Raw genomic sequence first — 26,789 nt, 5'->3', positions numbered from 1 at the left:
GCTAAATGTGCCTAAGTTTTCAGATCTCACAAAATCCGTTCACTCGGTGTCCGCACAAACCGTCTTGTTACTGGTTGCGATGCTGTTTTGCAGTCATGGCCACGCTAAGTGGTTTCAAGAGAATTGGGCCATTATGGGCACCTCGGTCGGTGCGCGCTTCTGGCTCGATGACCCAGACGCACGACTGCAAGATACCAACCCCGAACAATTCAAAACACAAGTTAACGAACAAAAGTATCGCGCCGAACACATTCTTGGCTTAATCAAGGCCGAAATGGAGCGCTTTGATCAAACCTACAGTCCCTACATAGAATCCAGTGAACTGTCACAGGTTAACCTTCACGCCTACAAAACAGCGCAAATTGTGTCACCCGAGTTTGCGTCTTTGATTAATAAATCCCTTTGGATGAACCAAATTAGCGATGGCGCGTTTGATGTTACCTTTGCCTCGGTAGGGCGTTTTTATGATTACCGCGAAAAGATCGCCCCAAACGACGACAAAATTACCCAAAACCTCCCAGCCATAGGCCGCGATCGTTTGCGGTGGAATCCTCAGACACGCAGCATAAAATTCACCCACCCGGCGGTTAAGATTGATTTTGGCGGATTAGCCAAGGGATACGCTGTAGATCGTGGCGCAAAAATATTAGCCGAGAACGGAGTGCGTCACGGCAGCGTAAACGCCGGTGGTGATACGCGGCTGCTTGGCGATAATCGCGGTCGACCATGGTTAATTGGCATTAAAAACCCACGCCTTGACGATAAAAAACTGAGTTGGGAAGAACAGCAGGTACTTAAGTTACCGTTACAAAATGAAGCCATCTCAACATCCGGTGACTACGAACGTTTTTTCATTGACGAACACAGCGGTGAGCGAGTTCACCATATACTGAATCCGAAAACGGGCAAATCGAGTCACGGATTAATCAGCGTCAGCGTTATTGGCCCAGAAGGGTTTAATACCGATCCATTATCAACGGCGGTGTTTGTGCTCGGCGCCGAAAAAGGCCTCGCCATGATCAATAAACTGAATGGCTACGAAGCAATTTTAATCACCGAATTTGGCAAAGTTGTGTATTCGAATGGACTTATAGATCCATCCCAATAAGGATTGGGTCGCCAAAGATTTCTCGAAACTGGAAACACGTCACGCCTATCGCATTCACAAAGCCGCTGATTTAAGTACAATTTTCGTCATCAAAGCGCGTTAGTGTGCTTTTTGGCACTCTTTAATTTTGCACCTCGCTTATACTCGCAGGTAGGATCGTCCAATCGCAGCGAAATAAGCGACGCAACCAACAGGCGTGGAATTGGTTTTACCCAGAAACACTACTGCGCGTAAAACCAGTCGGTGATGGATATCGACGAGACACTCAAGGAATCTGGATATGGCTTTGCCATCCCAAAAAGTAAGGCAATTAGGAGAACGCAGTTCCATGTCTGCACTTCGCAACTCGAATTGGCTTCGAGTCATAAAAACTCTAGGCAGCGCACTGACTTTGGCTTGTGCCTGTACCGTCGTTCACGCTCAAGAAGCCGAAAAACCGGTTAGTGAGCAAATTGAAGACCTCAAAAAGCAAGTACTCTCGTTGAATCGAGACCTTCTGATTTTAGAGGAAGAGTTACTCTATCCCGCCAACAGCCAAGTAGCTGTGTATCTCTCCATGGATATTGGTGAGTTTTTTGAGCTGGATGCCGTAAAGGTTCACATTGACGACAAGCTCGTTGCTAGCGAACTCTATACAGATCATCAAGTTGACGCATTGTTTCGAGGTGGCGTACAACGCCTGTATCTCGGCAATCTCAAAACCGGCGAGCACCGTTTAACGGCGTTTTTTACCGGCATTGGTCCAGAGGGCCGCGAATACAAACGTGCCGCAGAAGTTACCATCAACAAAGAAACCGAAGGTAAGGTTTATGAACTAAAAATCATAGACTCTACTGCCAAGTTGCAACCGGTGTTTGAAATTAAAGAATGGCAATTGTTCTAAACACCAAGCGGCTTGGTCTTCCTGTTGCGATCGCACTGATCAGCCTATCAAGCCTCGCTTTTGGTGCTAAAAAAAAGGAAGAGCCGCTCTCAAGCGTCGCTGATTTACGCTACGGCGTTACCTTGTATCACTACTATCAAGGTGACTACTTTGACGCGCTCAGCGAACTCTATGTCGCCAAAGAGCGCGGTGGTATTTCCGGCCACAAAGATAATCCTGAAATCATCGAAGGTGGAATTAGCCTTGCCTTTGGCATGCACGAAACCGCCAGCGACATTTTCAATCGCCTCTTAACTGAAGAGCGCCCCGCAAAAGTTCGCAACGCCGCTTGGCTAAATCTAAGTAAGCTTGCCTATCAACGCGGGCTTTGGGCCACGGCCAACGAATCCATCAATCACATGAACACCGACGATATCCGCTATGAAGTCGATATCGAACGCCGTGCATTAGCCGTAAATACGCTTATTCATCTCGGTGATCTTGCTGGCGCAGAAAGCGCCTTAGCAGAACTCGATGCAGAACTTGCCAAAAAAGACCCCACCGCCTGGCCTTACTATCTGCATCACAACCTCGCCAGCGCCTACGGTCGCACAGGCCAGTTCCAGCAGGCGATTGCGCATTACCAGCAGGTTTATGCATCAGAGCTAACCGAAAAAAGTTTGGAACCAGACCTGCAACAGGCGCTTCGCGATAAGGCTCACACAGCCGCAGGCTTCAGTTTACTGGCGCTCAACCAGTATCAAGACGCGCAACAAGAATTCAACCAAGTGCGACTCACCAATGGTCTGGCTAATCAAGCCTTGCTCGGCTCAGGCTGGGCAGCTTATGGCCAAGAAAAATACGCCGATGCCATTCGACCTTGGCAGGAACTGCTGCGTCGCGACAGTGATGCGCCAGAAGTGCAAGAAGCCATGTTGGCCTTGCCTTACGTTTACGAAAAAATGGGTGCCCAGGGAGAGGCTCTTTTTGCCTACCTAGATGCCGAAAGCAATTACGAAATCGAGCTGGCTCGCATTCATGAAGCCGAACAAAAACTGCAAGAAATCGACCTTTTACCACTGCTCAATTTAGAGATCGATCGCAACAGTACCTGGCTAAATACCCCCGACTTAATCGAAACTCCGGTCATCAATTATTTACAACGCTTGGTCGCCAAAAATCTCTTTCAAGCTCGGGTACAGGAGCTTCGCGATCTCACCGCGTTACTTGAAGAGCTCAAGGGCTGGGAAGCAAAACTGGTCGATTACCAAGACCTAATCTCTGCTCGCATTGATCAAAGGCTTGCCCAAGAAACCGAAATTCGTGAACGCAACTACGCTCAAATAATCAATGATGCCGTCGCCCAAAAGTCCCGTATTGACGCGATAATCGCCAATATTGAATCAAATCGAGACTATCTTGCGCTAATTACCGATGCCGACACCAACGACCTGATCGATCGCGCCGAGAAAAGCGTCAACACCGCCAAAATTGCCGGTGATCAAGTCAGCGCTCGTAAAGCTGCGCAGGCGAAATTGTTTTACGGAATACTCTATTGGAACGCCTCGCAGGCTTACCACGACCGCATTTGGGAGCTAAAAGAACAAAGCCGCCAACTCGAAACCAACATTACCGAGCTGAAACAATCCTTCGCTAAAGTTCAAGACGCCAGCACCTTGGCTCCCGACATAGCGCCCATGGCGGTGCGTCTCGATGATGCACAAGTGCAAATTACCGATAAACAAACCCGCCTCAGCAACCTGCTCACCGATGTCGAAGCAGACTTAAAAGAAGGTCTTTTGGCGGAGCTTGACTCGCAAAAACAACGCGTGCGCTTCTATTTGGCCGAGACCAAGCTCTCGATCGCGCGCCTTTACGATACTCGCCCGGCAAACGGCGAAACTATCCTCGATACCAGTAAAGACGCACCGTTAACACTGCCTCAAGGTACTTCGGAGGCAGTCGATGAATAAGTTGCCTATACACAATCGCTCTATAGCTATCAAACTGCCACAGAAGCTGGCGCTGGCCGCTGCCGTCAGCGCTTTGGTGGCGTGTAGCAGTGTTGATGTGGTTGAAACCGGCCCAACGCTCCAAGATATTGAACCGGCGCGAATTCCAAACCCAACGCTGCCTGTACCGAGTGTCTCCATCGATGAAATCGAAAAAAGTTACCGCGAAGCCCTAAGCTACGCCGATAATCCAGATACTCGACGCAAAATCTTAATTCGTTTAGCGGGCCTTGATATGGCGCGTAACGAAGAGGCTCTAGCCAACTCAGAAGCTCCTGGCCGATTCTTCGACAGCTCCATTGAATTGTACAAAGAACTGATTGAGTTACAGCGCACAGCGCCCGCCGGTGTAGAAACTCGCGTCGACGAGCTCCTGTATCAACTGTCGAAAGCCTATGCTCTAGATGGCCGTACTCAAGAGTCCGACAGCACGCTCACCGAATTGGCCACAGAATACCCAGATTCACCCTTCTTGGCCGAAGCCTATTTCCGCCGCGCCGAGCGCAGCTTCAGCGAAGAAAACTACCGTATCTCAACCGAGCGTTACGAAGCGGTGGTGGAGCGCGGGCCAAACACAGCATTTTTCGAAAACGCCTTGTATATGCTCGGCTGGAGTCAGTTCAAACGCACCGTCTACGAAGAGGCAATCGATTCGTTCACCCAGCTGTTGGATCAATACCTAAGCAATGGCAAGACGCTGGCGGATCTGAACAATAATGATCGGACGTTAGCCGACGATACGCTAAGAGTTATCAGCCTATCGTTCTCTTATCTCGATGGCCCTAAAACCATCGCCGAAACCTATGAGCGATTGGGCGAGCGCGACTACGAATACTTGTTGTATCAGCACCTAGCAAACCTGTATCTGAGCAAAGAGCGTTACAGCGACAGCGCTGAAACCTACCAAGCCTTTGTTGATCGCTATCCGTTAAGTGATTTAGCTCCTAGCTTTAGTGCGGCCAAAATTAAGGTGTATGAAACCGGCGGCTTCCCAGACCAGCTTGTACCCAACAAGGAGCAATTTGTTGAGTTGTACGGTATTAACAGCGAGTACTGGCAGGTTAAAACAGAAGGCGTTCGCGATCGGTTACGACCAACGCTGCATCAGTTCCTAACGGAACTGGCCAAGTATCGTCACGCTCGTGCACAGCAATGGCGTAAAACCTTGGCGGAGAACCCTAAAGATAAGTTCTTGGTGGATGATCAACCCATTACAGATCAGTCGGTTATCAACGAATTTATTCTTGCGGCCAAATGGTACCAAGAGTTCGTTTTAACCTTCCCGGATGACCCTGATCGCGGCGAAATCAACTACCTGCTTGCCGAAGCACTGTATTCGTCGGGCCAGCTAAAAGCGGCCTACCAAGAATACGAGCGTGTCGCCTACGAGTTAAACGCCCAACAACGCGACGCCAAAACCGCCGCGCAATCGGGTTACACCACGGTGATTCTGGCCAAACAGCTGCAAGAGCAAGCGCAAACCGAAGAAGACAGAAGCTACTGGCAAAACCAAGCCGTCGAAAGCGGTGTACGCTTCGCCAATGTTTTCCCAACGGATGATCGCGCCGTTGCGGTGCTTACCGAATCGGCGCAGGGCTATTTCACAACCGGTAAACTCCATCGCGCCATCGAAGAAGCCTTGCGAGTCACACAGTGGCAGCCACCGGCGGAAGGCCAAGTGCTTAAAACCGCGTGGCTGATTGCTGCACAGTCACAATTTGATACCGGCGCTTTTGTGGAAGCGGAATACAGTTATCGCCAAGTGATTGCTCTGTTGCCAGAAAAAGACCCAGAGCGTGAATCCTTGGTGCTGCGTATGGCTGCGGCCATCTACGAACAAGCGCAAAACCAACTGGCTAGCGGCAACAAACAAGAAGCGGTCGTGCAATTACTGCGTGTTCGTGAGAACGCTCCGAATACCGAAATCGCGCTAACATCACACTACGACGCCGCTAATTATTTGATTGAGCTGGAAAACTGGAGCCAAGCGCGCGACGAACTCATTGAGTTCCGCGTACGCTATCCCAATCATTCTCTTGCCAACACCATTGGCCCCAAATTAGTTGTGGTTTATCAAGCTCTTGAAAACTGGGCACTGGCAGCAGACGAGCTGTTGATTGTTATGGAGCAAGACAAAGACCCTGAAGTACAGCGTCAGTCTTTGTTATTGGTTGCCGATTTGTTTGAACGCGATGGCAACCTTGAGCGCGCCATCGATAACTATCGTCGCTACGCTCACACCTATCCAAAGCCTTTTGGCGAAAACATGGAAGCTCAATTTAAAATGAGCGAACTGTACAGCCAACTTGGTGATGTCGATAAGCGCAACTTCTGGCTGCGCAAAATGGTTACCACCCATGATCGCGCCGGAGAAGACAAAACCTTCCGCAGTATGTATTTGGCGGCTTGGTCATCAACGGAACTCGCCGAGCAGCAGTTCCAAATCTTCTCGGCCATCGACCTAACGCTGCCATTACAATCGAGTTTTAAAAAGAAAAAGGCCGCCTTCGAAAAAGCACTAGATTCCTACAACAAAGCCTTGAGCTACGACATTCAACAGGTGTCTACCGAAGCCAGTTACAAGGTTGGCGAAATCTATCGTTTATTGGGTCGTGCGCTTCTCGATTCGCAACGTCCGGGTAATCTGGACGAGCTTGAACTTGAGCAGTACGAGATTTTGCTCGAAGAGCAAGCCTATCCCTTTGAGGATAAGGCCATCGAAATTCATTCTAGCAACAGCCAACGTGCGTGGAGCGGTATCTACGACGAGTGGGTACAAGCGAGTTTTGAATCTCTGCGCAAATTGCAACCGGGTCGTTACGACAAGCCAGAACAGCTAATTGAGGTGAGCCGTGAAATTTATTAATGGGCTAAACCTTTGCGCCAAATCTGCCGTGGCGATTGCTCTCATCACGTTAACCGGATGCAGTGGTCAACTTCCAATTTCATTGCCCGGAATTGGCCAACAACCAAACGGCGCCAGCGAACAAACCAACGCACCTGAAACCGCCAGCGCAGAGACCGCAACCAACTCGGACAGCGAAACCACAGATCTCACAACTGATCCTTCAGGTGTAGCCCTGCCACCTGCAAATCCCTATTTGGCGAATGCTGTTGCCGTAGATCCAACGACTGAGGCCCTTTTTAACCAAGCACTTGCGGTTCAACTCGATAAAGACTGGACGGCAGCCGAGCTTGCCTGGCAAGAATTAATACTGGTCGCGCCGAATTTATCCGGCCCATATTTGAATTTGGGCTTGGTATACGATGCAACCAACCGTCTTGAAGAGGCGCAAACCGCCTATGAGAAGGCCATTGAAGTTAACTCGCTCAATCTAAATGCCTACAATCAGCTGGCAATTCTTAAACGTAAACAGGGTGACTTTAAAGGCGCTGAAGCCAATTACTTGAGTGCGTTATCGATTTGGCCGGAACACGCCAAATCACACCTCAACCTTGGCATTCTCTACGAATTGTACATGGGCGATTTATCAAATGCGCTTTTGCATTACGAACAGTACCAAGCCTTGCAAACAACTCCCGATGACAAGGTCGATGGCTGGATTCGCGATCTGCGCCGTCGGGTCGATCAACAAGACTCTGGTAGTTAACACTGTGCACAGGTCTCAACTTGGAAAGATCATCGATGAAAAGTAACACCTTTGTTTTATTGATCTCATTTGTTTGTGCTGTAATTGCCAACCTCGCGAGCGCGCAATCAACTGTGATTACGCTTGAAGAAACCGTCACAGGTAATCAGGAGCAGCCCAAGGTTTTATACATCGTGCCCTGGAAAACCGCGGCCAATGCCGAGGAGTTTTCCCAAACGATTAGCTCACAGTTACAAGGCAGCGTCTTCGAGCATATTGAACGTGCCGAATTACGGCGCGAAGTGAAATATCTTGAAAGCCTAAACAAACAAGATGTCGATCCGCAGTAAATTGCTAAGCTTTGCTTCCAACACATAACTTCTCTTTGGTTCTTTCGCGTTAAACGCGGAAATTTTTGCATGTTAGTCAGGTAAATATTATGGATTTTTTCAGCAACGTAGTTCGTTTCTTCCAGGACGGCGGCACTTTCATGGTTCCAATCGCGTTAGTGCTTGCCATTGGTTTAATTGTCGCCATTGAGCGCTGGATCTACCTCACCTACGCCAAGCAATCTAATCGCCGCGCGTTCGATCAAATTTTGCCAATGCTGAAAAAGAAAGATTATTCCGGCATCGTCAAAATGGGCCAAAACAGTAAAGCGCCCGTTGGTCGTATGGTTGCCGCGGGCGTTATTCGTATGGCCGAAAGCCCACGTCGTGACGACATCGAGTTGGCCATGGAAGAAGGCGTTCTTGAAGCCATGCCACGCCTTGAAAAGCGTACCAACTACCTTGCCACTTTGGCGAACATCGCCACTCTTTTGGGTCTTTTGGGTACTATTATCGGTCTTATCGCAGCATTTACCGCTGTAGCTAACGCCGACCCTACCGAAAAAGCCTCGCTGCTTTCACAATCTATTTCCGTTGCGATGAACACCACAGCATTCGGTTTGATCTCAGCAATTCCGCTGCTTTTAGCACACGCCATTTTGCAAACCAAAACCACCGAGATCATCGACAGCCTAGAAATGGCCGGTGTTAAGTGCTTAAACGTGTTGGCCGGTGGCAGCAGTGCCAAAACCCGCAACGAAGACCCTGGCGCCGCAGTACGCTAATTCCCGGCAACCGAGCAGGAAGTAACCATGTTGAAGCTCCGGCGTAAAAACGCCCAAGAAGCCGAATTAGACATCACCTCATTCATGAACCTGATGATTATTCTGGTTCCTGTATTGTTGATGACCATGGTGTTTTCACGCATTACGGTAATCGACCTGACGTTACCGGAAGTGGGGAACCCAGCAGAAAGCAATCCCGAGATTCCCAAGATTCTCGAAGTGGTGATTCACGACGACTATCTGGATGTAAATTATCCAGCGGGAACTCGCGTGCAACGCATCGAAAAAGTTGAAGTTGCCAGTGAAGAACCCGGCGAGGCAGCGATCATTGAGCATAACTACGCGCTCTTGTCGTTGACGCTGCAAGAAGTTAAACGTCGCCTAAAAGAGCAAGGCATCGAGAAAAAAGACATTTTAATTTTGTCGCAATCGAACACCAGTTACCAAACCCTCATCACCGTGATGGACACGGTGCGCTCCTACAAAGCCGTGGTGGTAACCGATGTTGTGGATGCAGAATTATTTCCCGATATGTCTTTGGGTGACGCACCCGTCAACGATACCGAAACCGCACAAGCCGGAGGTGCGCAATGAAGCAATCACTGCGCGCCAAACGCATGGCCAAACATCACAAGCGTAATCTCGGTGGCTCTAAGCTAAACCTTGTGTCGTTGATGGATATTTTTACCATTCTGGTGTTTTTCCTACTGATCAATTCCGACGATGTTGAAATTTTGCAAAATCAAAAAGACATCATCTTGCCGGAATCTGTATCTGAGCAAAAACCCGATTCCACGCTACTCATTTTGGCCAACAATGAAGACCTAATTGTCTCCGGCCAAATCGTTGCCAAGGTTCCCGATATTCTTGCTCGCGAAGACCTTGTTATCGCCGAGCTAAAACAGGTGCTGACCGACCTTGCGACTCAAGCAGGCCCACTACCTGAAGAGCTAGAAGAAAAAGGCCGCCCGGTAACCATCATGGGCGATGCGGAAATTCCCTACGAAATGCTCAAACGCATTATGCAGACTTGTGTGGATACCGAATTCCGCGATGTCTCCATGGCGGTTTCTCAGGTTCCATCCAACGATCCTGTGCCATTGGCCGAAGACCCAGTTGGCGCAGCCGCGCCAGCACCGACCGGGGAGGGCACGTAATGACAACCGTCAATACTGCAATGCTCAACCTGTCTTTGCCTTGGCAACCGGTTGAGAGCGACGAAAAACGGTTTCGTACCATTGCCGCTATCGGCTTGGTATTGTTTTTAATTTTCGCCATCGGTGTTCCTTTAGTACCACTCCCAGATCGTTTGGTGGACGAAAAAGAAGCGCCCAAGCCAGATTTAGCGAAGATTATTTTGGAAAAGCAGGAAATTCCAAAACCGGAAGAGAAAAAACCAGAACCTAAACCCGAGCCTGAAAAGCCTAAACCCAAGCCAGAGCCGAAAGAAATTCCGGTTGAGACCAAGCCAGCTCCACCTAAGATCGATAATCAAGAAAAGATCAAAAGCAGTGGTTTGTTGCAATTTCAGGATGACTTACAGGATTTTCGCAACAAGTTCGATACCAATAACAGCAATCGCAGCCTAACCACCGGTGACGCTACCGCAGCTCAGGTAGATAGATCCGTGGTTGCCAACAAGGCCAAAACCACCAGTGGTGGCTTTAATACCGCAACGGTAAGCCGTGACACCGGTGGCATTGCGTTATCGGGTAAAGAAAACACCGTTGTTGATAGCGAAATCTATGACGCGGAAGGTACCAGCGTCAAAGCAGCACCCAAACCCGGCTCGAAGCAAACCATCGGCGGCCGCAGCGACCGTGATGTTCGTGTGGTGATGGACAAAAACAAAGGTGCGGTTAACGCAATTTACAATCGTGAGCTGCGTAAAGATCCAAGCTTACAGGGCAAAATGACGATTCGCTTGGTCATTGAGCCGGATGGCTCTGTTTCTTCGGTGACCGTTGTTTCTAGCGATCTTGGCAGCGACACTCTTGAAAGCAAACTGCTAGCACGTATTCGCTTGATTGATTTTGGCGCCAAAAACGTCGCCCAAACCACCGTGAACTACACGCTAAACTTGTTCCCTGCTTAAATTCTCCCGATAGTACACACCTCGTCCTTGCGCGAGGTGTACTTTCCCTTCATTACCTTCTTCTAAACTCCACAGCCTTCCTGCTATCGCGCTGTCGCAGATAATCAACCGTTATCTATCAGCGTCACCTGTTTACGTTTGTTATTCGATTTTTCCTATCTTTACCGATTTTTGTGCAACACGTCAGCTTGCCTTAATTCTTAAAGCGCCGCGGTGACATAGACTCAACCAAGTAGCGTTTAACAGACCACCGAATTTGAGGAGTCTCTTTAGATGAAGAAGTGGGTATCTCTTACTCTAAAATCCATCACCGCCAAAGCCATATTTACTGCTTTGTTGGCGGTACTCAGTGCAGCGCCTAGCTACGCAAAATCGGAGTACACCGTCAACGGCCATCGGGTGGCAGAAGAAATCTCGGCGTTGTTATCGCATCAAGGTTATCCAACCGGTGATTATTACGTTGATCGGTTTGGAAATTACGGACAAATTGGCCAGCCACCACAAGGTAATCTGGGCGGCGGACCAGTGTCTAATTGGCAGGGCGAACCTCAGGGAATCGCCAATAACCCGTACGCTCAGGCCTACGTAAATGGTATTCAATCCGTGCGTATCTTCTGGATTTACTCACCAAGTGTTTTTTCGGGCGCAACCGGCGGAGCCTCTGGCTACTATCATATCTGCCCAGAACGACTCTATTATCGAAGTTCCGAGGGAGCCATAAATATTGGCACCAGTAATGGATGGGCCGGTTCCGCCGGAACCGATACCGGCGGCGGTCATTGGACTTTAGAGGAGAGCGAAAATGGCCCGTACATCATTTTGGCCGGTTCCGATGGCGCTCATCAGTTTTTGCTGGAGAATATTATTCGCGGCAAGTGGCAGCAGGGACAATTTAAATACGCCGTTGAGTTCGGCAAAGCGTCGTGTTTTTAATTTTCCCGTTAAAGTCTGAGCACCCGGCGTTGGCAACTTACCAAGGGCGCTCAGACTTCACTCAATAAGCTTTTTTCGACAATAGCGTGAAGGGTGTTAACAGCAGGATTTTTATATCCAGCCAAGGTGTCCACGCATTGATGTATTCAAGATCAGACTTAACTCTTGCCTCCATGTCTTCGAGCTTTTCGGTCTCACCTCGAAAACCCCGAATCTGCGCAAGCCCGGTCATACCGGGTTTAACGCGTCCCCGCGCCATGTAGCGTTGAATTTTATTGCTGTAATACTGGTTGTGTGAAATTGCATGGGGTCTCGGCCCAACCAATGACATGTTGCCAAACAACACATTAAATAGCTGTGGTAACTCGTCTAAGCTGGTTTTTCGCAACAATTTACCGATAGGCGTAATGCGGTCATCGTTTTGGGTGGCTTGTTTCACAAGCTGTCCTTCTTCGTGAACATACATACTGCGAAACTTAAACACCTCAAAGGTTTGACCATCCCAGCCATCGCGTTGTTGTTTAAAGATAACCGGGCCTTTAGAGGAGCGCTTGACGAGATAGGCAAGCACTAAAAAGAGCGGGCTCAGCAACACAATTAATAACGCTGCAATAGAGCGATCAAATACCGTTTTCACAAAGTATCGAAGACCACTGTAGTGAGGAGTTTCGTTTAAACAAATAAGCGGCAAACCACCCAGTTCGCGCACACAATGATTGAGTAAATCAAACTCGTAGATATCGGGCACCCAAACGATATCTACCTGCTTGTCTTGCAATGCTTGATAATAATGCACAAGTTCAGGGGTATTTTTGAGTCCCAAAGCTACGTAGATGCGCTGCACCTGGCGCGCATCAATCATTGCCAGTAACTCCGTTAAATTAACAATGTTCTTGATGCCGATATCGTCTCGTTGACCAGATAACGGATTCGAAGGGTCACACAATCCAACGACTCGCTCATCGAGCCAAACGTTATCGACCATTTTTGCCGACAGATGTGAAAGGGCAGCGCCCGAGCCAATAATTACCGACGAAATACGTTTGGAAGATCTCAGAGTAAAAAACAGCCGCACCTTAAAACAAACGCTGGCAACCAGCATTTGTGCGGCCAAACTCAACAACAACCAACTAACAATCGTTACCGGCTGAGCGGACTCTACTGCGTGGGTGTAAAAGCCAATACCCACTAAAAAAACCGAAACCAACGCCCACGCCTTACTGAGCCTGAATAAACCAGACATACCCAATAAAGCCTTACGGCCAATCCCTAATTTTGGATACACCAGAAGCACCGATAGTGCTGCAACGACACAGTACAACTGACTGTGAAGAGTGAATCCACCCGGCGAGTAGTATTGTTGTAGATACAAAGGTATGACTACCGCAAGTACGTACAAACCGTATTCTAAATAGCGAAAAATGCCATCGTGGTTTTGCAACAGTCGCTTGTGAGAATGGCGACTGCGCAGAATATCTTCTGATGTCTCTGAGTAATATTCAGAGACTTCTTGTGCAGAACTCATAGCGGATTCCTTTTCCATCACCGGAGCCTTTTTAAAAAAATAGGCGCTTCCTGATTGTTCTTAGTAACTGCAAATAATCACATATCGAGCGGGTAAAACCTGAGGAACAATTAACTCATCCAACCTTAGAACAACGTTAAAACGTTAATAAGTGTATTGTCGCGTAAAACACTGTGGGTAACCAACATTCAGAAAAAACCAAATATTAGGTGCTGCTTGCAGAGGTTTAATTACAAAAATCAAAAAAGAATGAGCTAATAAACGAATTTCAGACACCTAATTCTTTTATTCTTATTCTAAATGTACGATTACTGTTCAGGCTTATAGCATAAACAAGCATTGAAAGACTCTCAAGATCGCCGAATAACCTTTTCATTCTATTAACAATAGAATTTATTCGAATACTGAATCTAAGCCTCTAAATCGCAGGAAATACTTGATAAATTCGTGACATATAATTTACCAAACATCGATATTTAAAAATAAATTTCAATATTTATTCGTTTAAAACCTCGGACTACATTAGCGCTATCAGTTACTGAAGATCGCTAATTAATAAGATGAGTAAATTGAAATTAGGGAAACATTGAAAGTGCGATTTAGAAATTCGATCTGCTGATTAAATCAAAACAGAATTAAGCAGCAGATTCAGTAATGAGAAATCGAATTGTAGGAAAGCAGGAAATTGCCAGAAAATAATTTAACAGAAAACTCTTATTGATTAAGACCGCGCATTGATTAGGCATTTATTAAGAGTTTTCTGTTCGTAAAATTAATTACGATTCCTCAAAAATTAAGACTTCGTTTGCCACTGCAATATTTTAATATGATTGGTTTGGCCGCCACTGCCAGAAACATCACCACAGGTAATAACCACGCGTTGGCCGCTGATTAAACCGCCGGTTTGACCAACTGTATCCAAGGCCGATTGATAAATGTCACCGCCACTTTCGGTCACATCGTAAAAAATCGATTTTACACCGCGATACAAGGCCATTTTTCGGCAGGTATTTTTATGACGAGACAACGCAAAAATAGGCAAACCAGAGCCCAATCTAGACATCAATAAAGCCGTATTTCCCGACTCGGTTAAACAAATAATCGCGCCAATATTGTATAGGTGATTAGCTGCGTAAATTGCCGACAGCGCAATGCATTCATCAATGCGATAAAAAGTCTGTTCAATTTCACGATCAATAATACGCACATCTGGATGCTGCTCGGCGCCCACGCAGGTTGCCGCCATGGCTCGAACCACCTGAGCAGGATATTTACCACTAGCGGTTTCGGCAGAAAGCATTACCGCGTCAGTGCCGTCGAGCACTGCGTTAGCAACATCGAATACCTCTGCACGAGTAGGCACCGGTTGATTGATCATGGATTCCATCATTTGTGTGGCGGTAATTACCGGTTTATTCGCTAGGCGGGCCAATCGAATGATTTTTTTCTGCACACCAATTAGCTGTGGATCACCGATTTCTACCCCTAAATCTCCGCGCGCAACCATCACTCCGTCGGAGGCTTCGATTAATGCTTTTAATGTGCTTTCTGACCCAACCGCCTCGGCACGTTCAATTTTGGCGATAATGCCGGTTTTAACACCCGAGGCATTCAAGGCATCGCGCACCGGTTTTAAGTCAGCGGCGCAACTTGGGAAAGACACTGCCAAATAATCCAGCTCAAGCTCGATGGCGAGTTTTAGATCCAGCTCATCTTTGGCCGTGATGGTTGGCGCAGACAAACCACCACCAAGTCGATTTAAGCCTTTACGCGACTTTAAGATTCCGCCAGAAATCACCCGGCATTCGACGTCGGTTTCAGAAACATTCACAACTTCTAAACGCATTAATCCATCGTCTAATAACAAGATATCCCCAGGTTTTACAAACTTAGGCAACGCCTTGTACCCCACACCAATGCGCGTCTCACTGTGTGGTTTATCGTCGTCGATGGTAAGCGTAATCAGAGAATTATCGATCAACTCAATGGTATCTTTAACCAAATCACCGATACGAATCTTAGGGCCCTGTAAATCGCCCAAAATCGCCGCGTTACGGCCTTTCTCCTCGGCAACCTCACGTATCACCTTGGCCTGATTGCGATGACCCTCAGCGCTGCCGTGAGAAAAATTTAAGCGAAAAACATTCACGCCCTCATCCAACAAACGAGCAATCATTTCAGGACTAGCGCTAGCAGGACCGACGGTAGCGACAATTTTGGTACGACGAAGATAGGTGGACATTTTGAATTCCAAATTTCTTTTAAAGATGAAAGTAAAGCAGAAGAACTTGAATAAGTTTATGTCGAAAGCAAGAGTAATCGCAAAAATTGAAGGGGAAGCAAGATGTATTTAATTTGAACTAGTACTTTCTCAAGCCTTAATTCACAACACGAGAAGGCTTTAAAACTAAAGAAAACAGAAATAAAACTTAGGTGTTAACTTTTAGTTTTCACCTAACAAAAAGATAAAAATAATTAAACACACATGCCTAAAAACGAGAACTATCTAACAAAAATTAACAGATTAATTCGCTAATGTTTTATTGGTCGTTCAAAAAGCCAAAAGCTTAATGACCTAATCTCTAACCCACAAAATGGAAGCGATAAATGAAAGTTTTAAAAGCTCTTATCTTAGGTTCTCTAGTATTCTCTTCAACATCCTTTGCAGCTGGCATGAGCTGTTTGGTTGATACCATCAACTTTGACAGATTCTTTACCGGTGAATGTTTTGGCATCGACGATAGAAATAGTACTACAGCGATATTCAGGGTAGACAACCCGCCGGCAAATTTTTATATCGACTGGCACGACCCATCTTGTTCACCTACGTCATTAAGCTGCTCAACGACTATCTTCGCGTACGTAGACTATGTTGGATCCGCAACGGTTATTGACCTTTCCACCGGCGCAACTCAAACCATATCTGCAACAGCAAGACTTGAAAACTTCTTCTGATAAACGCTTGCGTATAAATTTTATTCAGAAAAAAGGCGCCTTCGGCGCCTTTTTTATTGCATAAATAACCAAAACATCTTACTCAGCCAACAGTGCTTCGATTCGATCCATAATGTCGGTCATGCGACGCGCGGTAGCTTGGTAGGGCTCGGGTTTTGCCATGTCTAAGCCTGCAGTTTTTAGGATTTTGTAGGCGTCGTCTGATCCACCGGCTTTTAGCACGTCAATAAACGAGTCTCGAACCTTGGTATCGCCTGCGAGTAGTTGCTCGGCAAACCAAGATGCCCCAGCCATGGAGGTTGAGTATTGGAAGACGTAGAACTTGTAGTAGAAGTGCGGAATGTAGGCCCATTCGTTGGTGTATACGTCATCGATTAGCAATACGCCTTCGTCGTGACCGTGATATTTCTTCAGAAGGTCGCCGTAGATGTCTGATAATTTTGCACCGGTTAAGGGTTCACCAGCTTCTGCGGTTTCGTGAATTTTTAATTCAAATTCAGCGAACATGGCTTGGCGATAGAAGGTACCACGCACCGATTCCAGAGCCTGGCCTAAATAGAAGAGTTTTTCTTCTTTGGTTTCGGCGCGTTCGATCAAATATTCTTCTAATAGAATTTCATTAATGATGGAGGCAATTTCGGCAGTAAAGGTTGAATAGTCTGCTTTTAGGTACGGCTGGGCCTCGTTAGCCAACATGCTGTGAACGGCATGGCCCCATTCGTGCGCATAGGTCGATAGGCCGTTGTAGTCGTCGTTATGATTGAGCAAAACATACGGATGCACATCGTAAACGCTGCCGTTCATGTAGGCGCCCGAACGCTTACCGGGTTGTGGATAAGCATGCGCCCAGTTTGAATTCAGTGCCGTTTCAAGCTTCTCGTAGTAGTCTTCACCTAATGGCTTAAGCACGGTTAGAGTGATGTCTTTAGATTCTTTGAGGCCAAATTCGGTATCCAGCTCAACCAGCGGTGGATAGATATCGTAGTAACGCATCTGGTCGATACCTAAGATTTCACCACGCAGCTTAAAGTAACGGTGTAATACAGGCAGCGATTTGTTCACTTCTGCGATTAGTGTGCGATACACGCCTTCTGGAAGATTTTCTTGATCCAATTCTTTTTGCAAGACCGAATCATAGTTGCGCGCCTTGGCGGTAAAGATATTGGCTTGTACCTCGGTACCTAAAATTTTGCCAATACTGTCGCGATAGTCGTGCCAGGTTTGCCAGAAGGTATCAAACACCAATTTGCGATCGTCACGATTGGCGAGACTGCGATAACGTGAATAACCCGCCTGATTAAGTGTTATGGTTTCGCCTGTCGATAGCGTTACTTCCGGCCATTTAACATCGGCATTAACGAGTAATTCGTAGATTTCGTTAGGGCTACCCAATACCGCCGACGCAGAAGCTAATAAAGATTCGCCTTTCTCGTCTAAAAGATGTTCGCCGCTTTTAACAACAGAGCGAAGATAGTAGTCGTAAGGAGTAAGGCCTGGCTCTTTCTTGATGAATTTTTCAACTTTCTTACTGCCAAGAGCCAGAATTTCTGGGTCCATCCACGAAAGCGCTTCGCCGAACTCGGTAAATAACGAATTGGCCTTGGCAAATCGCTCTTGATTGTCTTCAGAGCGCTGATCGGTATCGTGATTTAAACTGGTATAAACATAAACACGCACCGCTTCTTTTTGTACGCCAAAAATGGCGTCCAGTGCTTTGGCTAATGATTTTGGACTTTTACCTAAGGTGCCTTTGAATTCAGGCAATGTAGCAATATCAGCGCGAACCTTATCGTAAGCCGTTTCCCAAGCCTCGTTATTGGCGTAAATTTCGGTTAAATCCCAAACCACTTGCTTGGGTTGGTCTTCTGCAACCGCGAAACCACTGATACCGGCAAGGCTCACGCCCGATAACAATACACAGGACAACAATTTTTTCTTAAAGGCTTTTTTGGCCGACACCGCTTCTTTCAACATGGTATTTTCTCAAGTCAGTCCGTTTTTTAATGAATTATTTGTTCGTGTTGTTGTTATCGACGAAAACTCACGCGGCAACCGCATTTTCTGTACTTATCTTGCTTACAGGCATTAGCGTTAGATGAAAGTCTTTATTTATCGCTCACGAAATAGCGATCATGAATATTCTTACAATAACGCACTAAGTTATCGTAAGACCTGGCTTTTTGGTTAAACGGCCCGTTTAAATCCACCTCAATCAATTCAGCCAAATGCGCATAGGCGATGGCATCAAAACTAGATGGTTGGTTATTGAAGAAATAGTCGCTATTGCCAAGCAAATCCGACAAGCTCTTTAACATGTCGTCACACATAAGAATCAGCTCAGCTTCACTGTGGCGACCCAAACCTTGTTTTTTGATCGAGCCTTTCACCATTTGCCGCGCCACGAGCGGCGCTATCTGCTTCATGACCGGCGGCATAAAATTAAAGAAGTTTTTGCGCACCACAGTAAAGCCAGAATTGTTGATCCAACGACCGTAAACAATAAACCAATAAAAGCACTCGTCTAACGCTTTTTGGAACAACACCTTTTGCGCCTGTTGCCGGGTATCGAGGTGATTGTCTAATTCGATGTTATAGCGCTTTTGCAGATGCTGGATGATCAATTCCGAATCGCCAATAACTGCGCCGTTATCGTCAATAAATGGCAGCTTTCCCTTCGGAGATTTGGATAAATATTTCATTCCGGCTTTCGACTGGTATTCAATGCCGGCCATTTTTAAATAGGTATACACCTTCAAAACAAAGGGGCTAGCATCGGCTATTGATATCATTTGTCCAAATCCATAAACCGTAATCATGCTTTGCTCCATTGTTAAAGGTTGTTGGCGTTGCTTTGGGTGATGTGCGCTGGCCATGTGTTCGGCAGCTGCAAAATAGGTTACTTTCGACGTCACACAGTATGACGCCGAAAGATGACGGAAACACAAAATTACGGGCAAAACACTATATTTTCAGCGATGTGGCAACAAAATCTCGCAACACTGATACGGCTTCGTTGCTGGCGGGGTTGGGAGCAATCAAGCTAATGGCAATGTCACCCAAGGCCGGAAGCAGAGGATTCTCATGGAGGATTTTTAGATTGCTAGGCACAGTGCTACGCGCCAATGCGGTGATACCCAAGCCTTCTTCAATAGCCGTGGTAATGCCGGTCAAATCGGGATTGGTGTAAATCAGTCGCCAGCGCCGATTTTGTGCCTCAAGCCGCTCGATCATACGGCGGCGATAAATGCAGCCATGCGGCGCCACAATCAAAGAAATCGGGTCCTCTTCTTCGAACTCTTCACGGCCATTGCCAACCCACACCAAATCGTCGCGCTTAAATAAAGGTGTGCTCTTTAGATTTTCAGAGAAATCGTTATCCAAAAACAACGCCAGAATCAGGTCAAAATTGCTTCGTTTGGGTTCACACAACAGTTCTTTTGTCAGCGCGCTGGTGACCTCTAAGGTCACGTTCGGATAGGCGCGAACAAATCGACCAACTATTTTCGGCAAGAGTGTGGTGGCAAATTCACTGGGAATTCCAAAATGAACCTTGCCGTTAATGGCCGTTGAATGAAATTGAGCCAGAGCCTCGTCGTTAAGCGCCAATATTTGCTTGGCGTAACGGTACATCATCTTGCCTTTGCTGTTGGGCTCAATCTGTAATCCATTTCTGGACAGTAATTTTTGTCCGGTTAGCTCTTGCAGCCGTTTAAGTTGCAAGCTAATTGCCGGTTGTGAACGCCCCAATAATTCAGCCGCCGCTGTGAAGCCACCTACATCCACGATTGTCACGAAAGTTCTGAGCAAGTCCGTGGGAATGTTTCGTATCATACGTTCCCCCATATTGTATTTAAAATTCTTATACTTGCATTTTAACTATTAATTAAACTTATCACCAAACTGTGGTTAAACTTAATGTGCCTCCGTATATCTGTGTTGACTCTTTCTATATTTGAGAAAAGCTATGGCCGATACAAACAGCTACTCCAGCGATTTAAAAACCACTCCCTTAAATGAACTTCACGAGCAACTTGGCGCCAAGATGGTTCCTTTTGCAGGCTACTCTATGCCGGTTCAATATCCAACAGGAGTGAAAACCGAGCATCTACACACTCGCTCAAGCGCTGGGTTGTTTGATGTATCCCACATGGGTCAGGTTATTGTTGAAGGCCCCAACGCCGCCTCGGAACTGGAACAGCTAATTCCTCTCGATTTAGAAGCACTTGCCATTGGCAGCCAAAGCTACGGATTACTTACCAACGATCATGGCGCTATTATCGACGACTTGATCATTGCGCGCTGGCAACAGAACACATTTTTTATTGTCATCAACGCTGCCTGTAAATACAAAGATATCGAGCACCTTCGCGCCCATATCAGTGCCAGCACAATCACCGAGCTAACCGATCGCGCACTGCTCGCCCTACAAGGCCCAAAAGCGGCGAGCGTAATGCAGTCGATCTGCCCAGAAGCGCTGCAACTGAAGTTTATGGAATTTGGCGAATTTACCGTTCAGGGCGAATCCATGTTCATTAGCCGTTCGGGCTATACCGGTGAAGATGGCTTTGAAATTTCGGTACCGGCACAGCTTGCGCGCAGTTTTGCCGAACATATTTTGTCGTTTGATGAGGTAGCGCCAATTGGTCTGGGTGCACGGGACTCTTTGCGCTTAGAGTCTGGTCTTTGCTTGTACGGCCAAGACATGAATGACCAAACCAATGTCTGCGAAGCGTCTTTAGCGTGGAACGTCCACAAAAACCGTCGCGCCAACGGTTCGAAAGCCGGTAATTTTTTGGGCGCCGATGCCATCTTTGCGGCCCAAGAATCAGGCGTTTCAAAAAAACGCGTCGGCCTATCGGTTGAATCAAAAACACCGGTTCGCAGCGGTACCTTATTAGTGGACGCAAACTCTCAAGAAATTGGTGAAGTCACCAGCGGTGGTTTCAGCCCAAGCCTCGAAAAACCTATCGCCATGGGTTATGTGTCGTCGGATTTTGCGAAAATTGGCACCGAGATTTTTGCCTTGGTACGCAACAAGTTGATTCCCGTTACCGTCGCCAAGACCCCGTTTGTCACCCAGAACTATTACCGCGGCTAAAACACTCGGCCGGCAAAAAGACTGGGATTTCACGTCTACACTTTTTGCTGGGCCTTGAGCGCCATGCCTCTGCTTTACGAGCTTGCGGTTGCTGCCGCAACACGAGCTCGATCTGTCCAGTCATCTACTATTCAGTGAAGGAAACCTACCCAACATGAGCTTGTTATCCGATTTATCTCGCTCTGAGTTCTCATCAAAGCACACTTCATTTGGCGGTGAAGAGTTTCTCAATCGCCACATCGGTCCAGATGCCCGAAGTCAACAAGCCATGCTGGACGAGTTAGGTTACGACAGCCTCGACAACTTCATTGCCGCCGTGGTGCCCGCGAGCATTCGCATTCCAGAAGGTATGCAGATACCAGAAGCGTTATCGGAAAGCCAAGCGCTTAGCCGTTTAAAGCAGTTCGCTAAAAAGAACGTCGTTGCCAAATCGTTGATTGGCCAAGGCTACTACGGTACCAAAACGCCAGCGGTTATTTTGCGCAACATTCTTGAGAATCCGGCTTGGTACACGGCCTATACGCCATATCAGCCGGAAATTTCTCAGGGTCGTTTGGAAGCGTTATTAAATTTCCAAACCATGATCACCGATTTAACGGGCATGGATATCGCCAGTGCGTCATTGCTGGATGAAGCCACAGCCGCCGCCGAAGCCATGACCCTGTGTCATCGCATGACCAAAAACAAAGGCAGCAAATTTTTTGTCGATCACAACACCTTTGCACAAACCATCGAGGTCGTAAAAACCCGCGCCGAACCCCTCGACATTGAAGTGGTGGTTGGCAATCCGAATACCGATTTAAGAGAAGATTGCTTTGGCGCGCTTTTGCAAAATCCGGGTTCCGACGGTTCTGTTACGGATTTCTCCGAAGTCATCGAGCGCGCGCACTCACACAACACTTTGGTCGCCGTCGCAGCCGATATCTTAAGTTTATTGATTCTAAAAACACCGGGCGAAATGGGTGCCGACATTGTTGTTGGCAGCTCCCAGCGCTTTGGCGTACCCATGGGTTTTGGCGGACCGCACGCTGGCTTTATGGCCACTCGCGAAGCCTACAAACGCTCCATGCCGGGCCGTTTGGTGGGAGTTTCCATTGATTCCAATGGTAATCCGGCCTTGCGCTTGGCGTTGCAGACTCGCGAACAACACATTCGCCGTGAAAAGGCCACCTCGAACATTTGTACCGCGCAGGTTTTATTGGCGGTGATTGCCAGCATGTACGCGGTCTATCACGGCCCAGAAGGTTTAGCTAACATTGCCAAGATTATTCACGCAAAAACCGTCGCGGTGGGGAACTCACTAAAAGCTTTAGGCTTTGGTTTAAAAAGCGAGACGTTCTTCGATACCTTGACTGTGAATACTGGTGATAAAACCGCGGAAATTCTTGGAAAAGCGCAGCAAAATGGCATTAACTTACGCCAAATTGATTCAGTTAATCTTGGCTTAAGCCTTGATGAAAGTTGCGAAATTACGGATTTGGTTGCCATTCTTACCGTGTTTGGCGCCACAACCGATGAAGCCGCCATCATTGCAGCATTGAACGCAGCGGATTGGTCCATCGACAGCGACTGCCGTCGCCAAAGTGAAGCCTTGACGCATCCGGTGTTTAATCGTTATCACTCTGAAACCGAAATGCTGCGGTATCTGCGCGCCTTATCCGATAAAGACATTGCCCTTGACCGCGCAATGATTCCGCTCGGTTCTTGCACCATGAAGCTCAACGCCACCAGCGAGATGATTCCAATCACTTGGCCCGAGTTTGCCAATGTTCACCCACACGCGCCGCGCGATCAGGTGACCGGCTATACCGACATGATCACCGAGCTAGAACGGTGGTTGTGCGCCATTACCGGCTACGATTCGATTTCGCTGCAACCCAATGCGGGTTCTCAGGGCGAGTACGCAGGTTTATTGGCGATTCGTGCTTACCACCAAAGCCGTGGCGATGATCAACGCAACATCTGCTTGATTCCAAGTTCGGCTCACGGAACCAATCCGGCCTCGGCACAAATGTGCGGTATGCGCGTGGTGGTGGTTGCCTGTGACAGTCGCGGCAACATCAATTTAGAAGATTTGACAGCCAAGGCTGAAAAGCATCACGAACAGCTTGCGGCCATCATGATTACCTATCCTTCAACCCACGGCGTGTTTGAAGAAAGCGTTAAAGAGGTCTGCGAAATCGTGCATCAGCACGGCGGTCAGGTGTACATCGATGGCGCCAATCTCAATGCCATGGTTGGTCTTTGTCAGCCCGGTGTATTTGGCGGCGATGTTTCGCATCTGAACCTGCACAAAACCTTTTGCATTCCCCACGGCGGCGGCGGCCCAGGTGTTGGTCCAGTCGCAGTAAAAGCGCATTTGGCCGAGTTTTTACCGCAGCATTCTGGCTATCAATCTACCGAAAACGGTGTAGGCCCCGTGTCTGCGGCGCAATTTGGCAGCGCGAGTATTCTGCCAATCACGTGGATGTACATTCAAATGATGGGCTCGGAAGGCCTCACTCAGGCCACCAAGGTGGCTATTCTCAACGCCAACTACATTGCTAAACGTCTGCAATCGGCCTATCCCGTGTTATACACCGGTAAAAACAAACTCGTTGCTCACGAATGCATTCTCGATATGCGTCCATTAAAAGAGCAATCCGGTGTGACGGTGGATGACATCGCCAAGCGCTTGATCGACTTTGGCTTTCACGCCCCAACCATGTCGTTCCCGGTGGCAGGCACCTTGATGATCGAACCGACCGAGAGCGAATCAAAGGAAGAATTGGATAGATTCATCAACGCGATGCTGGCGATTCGTGCTGAAATCGACGAGATTCTTGCTGGCAACATTAGCTACGAGCACAGCGCCTTGCATATGGCGCCGCACACGGCAAACTCGTTGCTGGGCGCAGACTGGACGCGAGCTTACTCCAGAGAGCAGGCAGCCTTCCCAACGGAAAGTTTAAAGCTCAACAAGTACTGGCCGCCGGTTGGTCGTATCGACAACGTCTACGGCGATAAAAACCTAGTGTGCTCGTGCTTGCCTATCTCTGCCTATCAAGAATAATTCGCGAACACCGAATTTCAGAGACAAAAAAACCGGCTTTTAGCCGGTTTTTTTATGCACTCGCTCTTTAATGCTTTCGCTTAATAAATCCACAAAAAATACAAACCTAACAAGGCACCAAAGGTACAAATAAAACCGGCCATGTATTCCGCAATGGGCCGATTTTTAGGGTTGTGTGTTTTTGGGTTTGCTTTAAAGACACCTGCAATAAACAGTGATAACAAAATTATTGACGCGAATAATTTTGCTAAAACAATCAATAAATCAACCATTCAGCTTTTTGATCGCCTTACGCGCTTCACGGTTTGCCTTATCGGTCAACTTCAATAACACCGTACGAATCAAATCGCGGGTCATTTCGTCTTTTGATTTCGCTGCTTTCATGCCTAACGCAGACATCATCTTACGAACCAAACGCTCTACCCAAATGCTTAGGTGTTCGGCAAGATCGATACCTTTTGACAAGATGTACGCTAGCTTGTCGGCAACGGTAAAACCACTGATAAGAACGCCTTGTAAACCCAACGCCAAAGCGCCAAGGGCTTTTGACAAGACTTTCTTCAACACGTAGATAATGGCCGAGTCTAACCAGCGCCAGAAGGTAGGGCTGCTGGTACTTACCGGCGATTTAGATTTCAGCCAGTTCTCAATGGATGACTCAAGGGTGAACGGATCTTGAGCGATACCGGATAGTTGCTCCCAAGACTGCCCAGCAACCGACTCGATATAGTTCGCCATCTTGTGTGCTTCACCACTAACCAGTGGTTGAGATGAAGGTAAGAAGTAACCATTCGCTTTATGCGGCGCATGCATGTAAGGATACAAAGGCACCATCGGCACTGGATCGGTTTTATGGAAACAGCGGTAAATATTGGCAGGGCCAATTTTCTTGCTAGTGCTTCTTACAAATAATTCGGTACCAACACGCGGCTGACCGTAGGTGTACAAGCTTACTGGCTTGTTGGTGTTACGAGCAGCCCAATCGGCGGCCAAACTCGCCACCGCTCCACCTAGACTGTGGCCAATACAGTGAATTGACGTTGCAGCGCCAACATTTTCGGCAACGAAACGTCGAATGTCAGGCAACATACTTGAAAAAGTGCTTTGAAAACCGTTATGAACCGGAATACCCGCGTCTGATAACGAGATACCAATGCGCGCATCGGTTAAGAAATCAGCCTTGTTATTAGCCGTGGTGGTACCACGGAACATCATAACCATGGCGCCGGGATATTTATCCCCAGCCATTGCGCAAGCGCCAAAATTGTCTTTAGCGGCCAGTAAGATTCTTCCACCCACATCGGCTTTTAACACAGATGATTTGGTTTTATCTTTTCCTTTTGTGCGAAAGACCTCTTTGACAGTTAAAAACTCGAAGGTCATTTCATTTTGAACTCGGTAGATTGCTTCTGCGAGTTCAGCCGTTTCCTTGGGGGTAAAAGTAGTCATAACGATTTCTCGGAAATTAGTTGTCCCAGCTGCATGATGTGAATAACGAGATAGCTCCTTCCTCGTAATATTCACGATCGTTCGTTAATTCGCACATTAAATTTTTGGGGTTATAACCAAGCGCACCTTCATTAAATACCTTTAATGAACTGAAATTCCAAATAAGGTATTCGTCGCCTTGGTAGGTTGCCGTGATTTGTTGGTTAATCACTAACTGGGTAAATGCGCTGGATTTGTAGGTACCTTTTTGCTCTTCAAATTGAAAGTGGCCGTTTTCATCGGAAGTGACAACAACGGTATCGCCGTCAGAAGAATCCCACTTTGTCCAAAGTTTTACCTCGGCGCCTGCGGCTGGCTTTCCTTCAAATAACAGTTGGCCTTCCATGCCACCGAATATAATGATTTCTTCTTTATTTTTGTCACTGCTACTTGAGCCAAAAAAGGACATCGCTAATCCCTTAACCGAGAACACAATTAATATTAGAGCGGATAATATGTGAATTACGTTTTTAGTGTACATTATTTTCCAACGGTAGAAATTGCACTAATCGCACATAAAGTGTAAATAAATGCTAGGAACATCCACATTTATGCATATAGTGCGCTTTGTTTGTGAATATTTAGCTATTTTTGATTTTAAAATCAGTAGCAGTAAACATACACCCAAATTGCTTTTTTAAAAAAACAATACCAAGCTAACTTTGCCGATTTGAATGCGTTTATTCAAGATTAACAGACGTAGGATTTGTTAATTTAAATCAGCCTTTTGTGCTTTAGTTTTTTTGAATTTTAAAAACAGTAACTTGTTCGCACTTTTTAAATGCGATAGCGACGGATTTTTGACAAAGCAATTGTTAAGTTTTTTTGATTAAACGAGAGAATAAAAAACCGGTCTTGATACATTTTACAGGTAAAATTTTTTAGGAAACTCTGATTAACCTAGAGTTTCTCGCGACACAAGGATGTGTCGCCAATTTCAAGAACGGTAAGTGATTG

22 protein-coding genes are annotated in these 26,789 nt (G+C 47.1%); 14 read left to right on the top strand and 8 right to left on the bottom strand.

Annotated features, from left to right (window positions below; genetic code table 11):
- Positions 1 to 7 precede the first annotated feature (7 nt).
- From ACYQ2C_RS13175 to ACYQ2C_RS13125, 11 genes are all read left to right on the top strand, one after another.
- Positions 8 to 1,108 carry an FAD:protein FMN transferase gene (locus tag ACYQ2C_RS13175; RefSeq protein WP_460049182.1) on the top strand — a complete coding sequence of 367 codons (1,101 nt, stop codon included), beginning with the start codon at positions 8 to 10 and terminating at the stop codon, positions 1,106 to 1,108.
- 280 nt (positions 1,109 to 1,388) lie between these two features.
- On the top strand, positions 1,389 to 1,991 hold the full coding sequence (locus ACYQ2C_RS13170) for an AraC family transcriptional regulator (protein ID WP_460049184.1): 603 nt from the start codon (positions 1,389 to 1,391) through the stop codon (positions 1,989 to 1,991).
- Positions 1,976 to 3,943 carry a hypothetical protein gene (locus ACYQ2C_RS13165; RefSeq protein WP_460103307.1) on the top strand — a complete coding sequence of 656 codons (1,968 nt, stop codon included), beginning with the start codon at positions 1,976 to 1,978 and terminating at the stop codon, positions 3,941 to 3,943. Before ACYQ2C_RS13170 ends, ACYQ2C_RS13165 begins: the two co-directional genes overlap by 16 nt.
- Positions 3,936 to 6,848 carry a tetratricopeptide repeat protein gene (locus ACYQ2C_RS13160; protein WP_460103309.1) on the top strand — a complete coding sequence of 971 codons (2,913 nt, stop codon included), beginning with the start codon at positions 3,936 to 3,938 and terminating at the stop codon, positions 6,846 to 6,848. Before ACYQ2C_RS13165 ends, ACYQ2C_RS13160 begins: the two co-directional genes overlap by 8 nt.
- The gene (locus ACYQ2C_RS13155; RefSeq protein WP_460103311.1) at positions 6,835 to 7,593 is read left to right on the top strand and encodes a tetratricopeptide repeat protein; all 759 of its coding nucleotides are present in this window, start codon (positions 6,835 to 6,837) and stop codon (positions 7,591 to 7,593) included. Before ACYQ2C_RS13160 ends, ACYQ2C_RS13155 begins: the two co-directional genes overlap by 14 nt.
- A gap of 35 nt (positions 7,594 to 7,628) precedes the next feature.
- Positions 7,629 to 7,922 (top strand): hypothetical protein, encoded by a 294-nt coding sequence (locus ACYQ2C_RS13150; RefSeq protein WP_460049190.1) that lies wholly within the window; start codon positions 7,629 to 7,631, stop codon positions 7,920 to 7,922.
- Positions 7,923 to 8,011: 89 nt separating this feature from the next.
- Positions 8,012 to 8,686, top strand: coding sequence for a MotA/TolQ/ExbB proton channel family protein (locus ACYQ2C_RS13145; RefSeq protein WP_460049191.1), 675 nt, complete (start codon positions 8,012 to 8,014; stop codon positions 8,684 to 8,686).
- Between the two features lie 30 nt (positions 8,687 to 8,716).
- The gene (locus tag ACYQ2C_RS13140; RefSeq protein WP_460103342.1) at positions 8,717 to 9,280 is read left to right on the top strand and encodes an ExbD/TolR family protein; all 564 of its coding nucleotides are present in this window, start codon (positions 8,717 to 8,719) and stop codon (positions 9,278 to 9,280) included.
- Positions 9,277 to 9,843 (top strand): ExbD/TolR family protein, encoded by a 567-nt coding sequence (locus ACYQ2C_RS13135; protein WP_460103315.1) that lies wholly within the window; start codon positions 9,277 to 9,279, stop codon positions 9,841 to 9,843. Before ACYQ2C_RS13140 ends, ACYQ2C_RS13135 begins: the two co-directional genes overlap by 4 nt.
- The gene (locus tag ACYQ2C_RS13130; RefSeq protein WP_460049193.1) at positions 9,843 to 10,781 is read left to right on the top strand and encodes an AgmX/PglI C-terminal domain-containing protein; all 939 of its coding nucleotides are present in this window, start codon (positions 9,843 to 9,845) and stop codon (positions 10,779 to 10,781) included. Before ACYQ2C_RS13135 ends, ACYQ2C_RS13130 begins: the two co-directional genes overlap by 1 nt.
- A gap of 273 nt (positions 10,782 to 11,054) precedes the next feature.
- Positions 11,055 to 11,714, top strand: coding sequence for a hypothetical protein (locus ACYQ2C_RS13125; protein ID WP_460103318.1), 660 nt, complete (start codon positions 11,055 to 11,057; stop codon positions 11,712 to 11,714).
- Between the two features lie 61 nt (positions 11,715 to 11,775).
- Here ACYQ2C_RS13125 and ACYQ2C_RS13120 read toward each other — a convergent pair whose 3' ends face one another.
- Both ACYQ2C_RS13120 and pyk read right to left on the bottom strand, forming a co-directional pair.
- Complete coding sequence (locus ACYQ2C_RS13120; protein WP_460103321.1) at positions 11,776 to 13,239, bottom strand: undecaprenyl-phosphate glucose phosphotransferase; 1,464 nt, start codon at positions 13,237 to 13,239, stop codon at positions 11,776 to 11,778.
- A 793-nt stretch (positions 13,240 to 14,032) separates the two neighbouring features.
- Positions 14,033 to 15,481 (bottom strand): pyruvate kinase, encoded by a 1,449-nt coding sequence (gene pyk, locus ACYQ2C_RS13115; RefSeq protein ID WP_460103323.1) that lies wholly within the window; start codon positions 15,479 to 15,481, stop codon positions 14,033 to 14,035.
- Positions 15,482 to 15,912: 431 nt separating this feature from the next.
- On the opposite strand from pyk, the gene ACYQ2C_RS13110 reads away from it, so the two are divergent.
- Positions 15,913 to 16,194, top strand: a complete 282-nt coding sequence (locus ACYQ2C_RS13110; RefSeq protein ID WP_460103325.1) for a hypothetical protein — start codon at positions 15,913 to 15,915, stop codon at positions 16,192 to 16,194.
- Between the two features lie 78 nt (positions 16,195 to 16,272).
- Here the strand turns inward: ACYQ2C_RS13110 and pepF are convergent, their stop codons facing one another.
- The 3 genes from pepF to ACYQ2C_RS13095 form a co-directional block, all read right to left on the bottom strand.
- The gene (gene pepF, locus ACYQ2C_RS13105; protein ID WP_460103327.1) at positions 16,273 to 18,168 is read right to left on the bottom strand and encodes an oligoendopeptidase F; all 1,896 of its coding nucleotides are present in this window, start codon (positions 18,166 to 18,168) and stop codon (positions 16,273 to 16,275) included.
- Positions 18,169 to 18,299: 131 nt separating this feature from the next.
- Entirely contained in the window at positions 18,300 to 19,106 is an 807-nt protein-coding gene (locus ACYQ2C_RS13100; protein WP_460103329.1) for a glutathione S-transferase family protein, read from the bottom strand.
- 49 nt (positions 19,107 to 19,155) lie between these two features.
- Complete coding sequence (locus ACYQ2C_RS13095; RefSeq protein ID WP_460103331.1) at positions 19,156 to 20,025, bottom strand: LysR substrate-binding domain-containing protein; 870 nt, start codon at positions 20,023 to 20,025, stop codon at positions 19,156 to 19,158.
- A gap of 133 nt (positions 20,026 to 20,158) precedes the next feature.
- On the opposite strand from ACYQ2C_RS13095, the gene gcvT reads away from it, so the two are divergent.
- Positions 20,159 to 21,292, top strand: coding sequence for a glycine cleavage system aminomethyltransferase GcvT (gene gcvT, locus ACYQ2C_RS13090; protein ID WP_460103333.1), 1,134 nt, complete (start codon positions 20,159 to 20,161; stop codon positions 21,290 to 21,292).
- Positions 21,293 to 21,446: 154 nt separating this feature from the next.
- Positions 21,447 to 24,344, top strand: a complete 2,898-nt coding sequence (gcvP, locus tag ACYQ2C_RS13085; RefSeq protein ID WP_460103335.1) for an aminomethyl-transferring glycine dehydrogenase — start codon at positions 21,447 to 21,449, stop codon at positions 24,342 to 24,344.
- Between the two features lie 80 nt (positions 24,345 to 24,424).
- Here the strand turns inward: gcvP and ACYQ2C_RS13080 are convergent, their stop codons facing one another.
- The 3 genes from ACYQ2C_RS13080 to ACYQ2C_RS13070 are packed head-to-tail and all read right to left on the bottom strand — an operon-like array spanning position 24,425 to position 26,241.
- The gene (locus ACYQ2C_RS13080) at positions 24,425 to 24,616 is read right to left on the bottom strand and encodes a hypothetical protein (RefSeq protein WP_460103338.1); all 192 of its coding nucleotides are present in this window, start codon (positions 24,614 to 24,616) and stop codon (positions 24,425 to 24,427) included.
- Complete coding sequence (locus ACYQ2C_RS13075; protein ID WP_460049209.1) at positions 24,609 to 25,793, bottom strand: lipase family protein; 1,185 nt, start codon at positions 25,791 to 25,793, stop codon at positions 24,609 to 24,611. The genes ACYQ2C_RS13080 and ACYQ2C_RS13075 overlap by 8 nt, the downstream gene beginning before the upstream one ends.
- Positions 25,794 to 25,809: 16 nt before the next feature.
- Positions 25,810 to 26,241 carry a DUF6795 domain-containing protein gene (locus ACYQ2C_RS13070; RefSeq protein ID WP_460103340.1) on the bottom strand — a complete coding sequence of 144 codons (432 nt, stop codon included), beginning with the start codon at positions 26,239 to 26,241 and terminating at the stop codon, positions 25,810 to 25,812.
- Between the last annotated feature and the right edge of the window lie 548 nt (positions 26,242 to 26,789).

Source organism: Sessilibacter sp. MAH3 (assembly GCF_054658275.1).
This window is presented reverse-complemented; position numbering and strand designations above follow the sequence as displayed.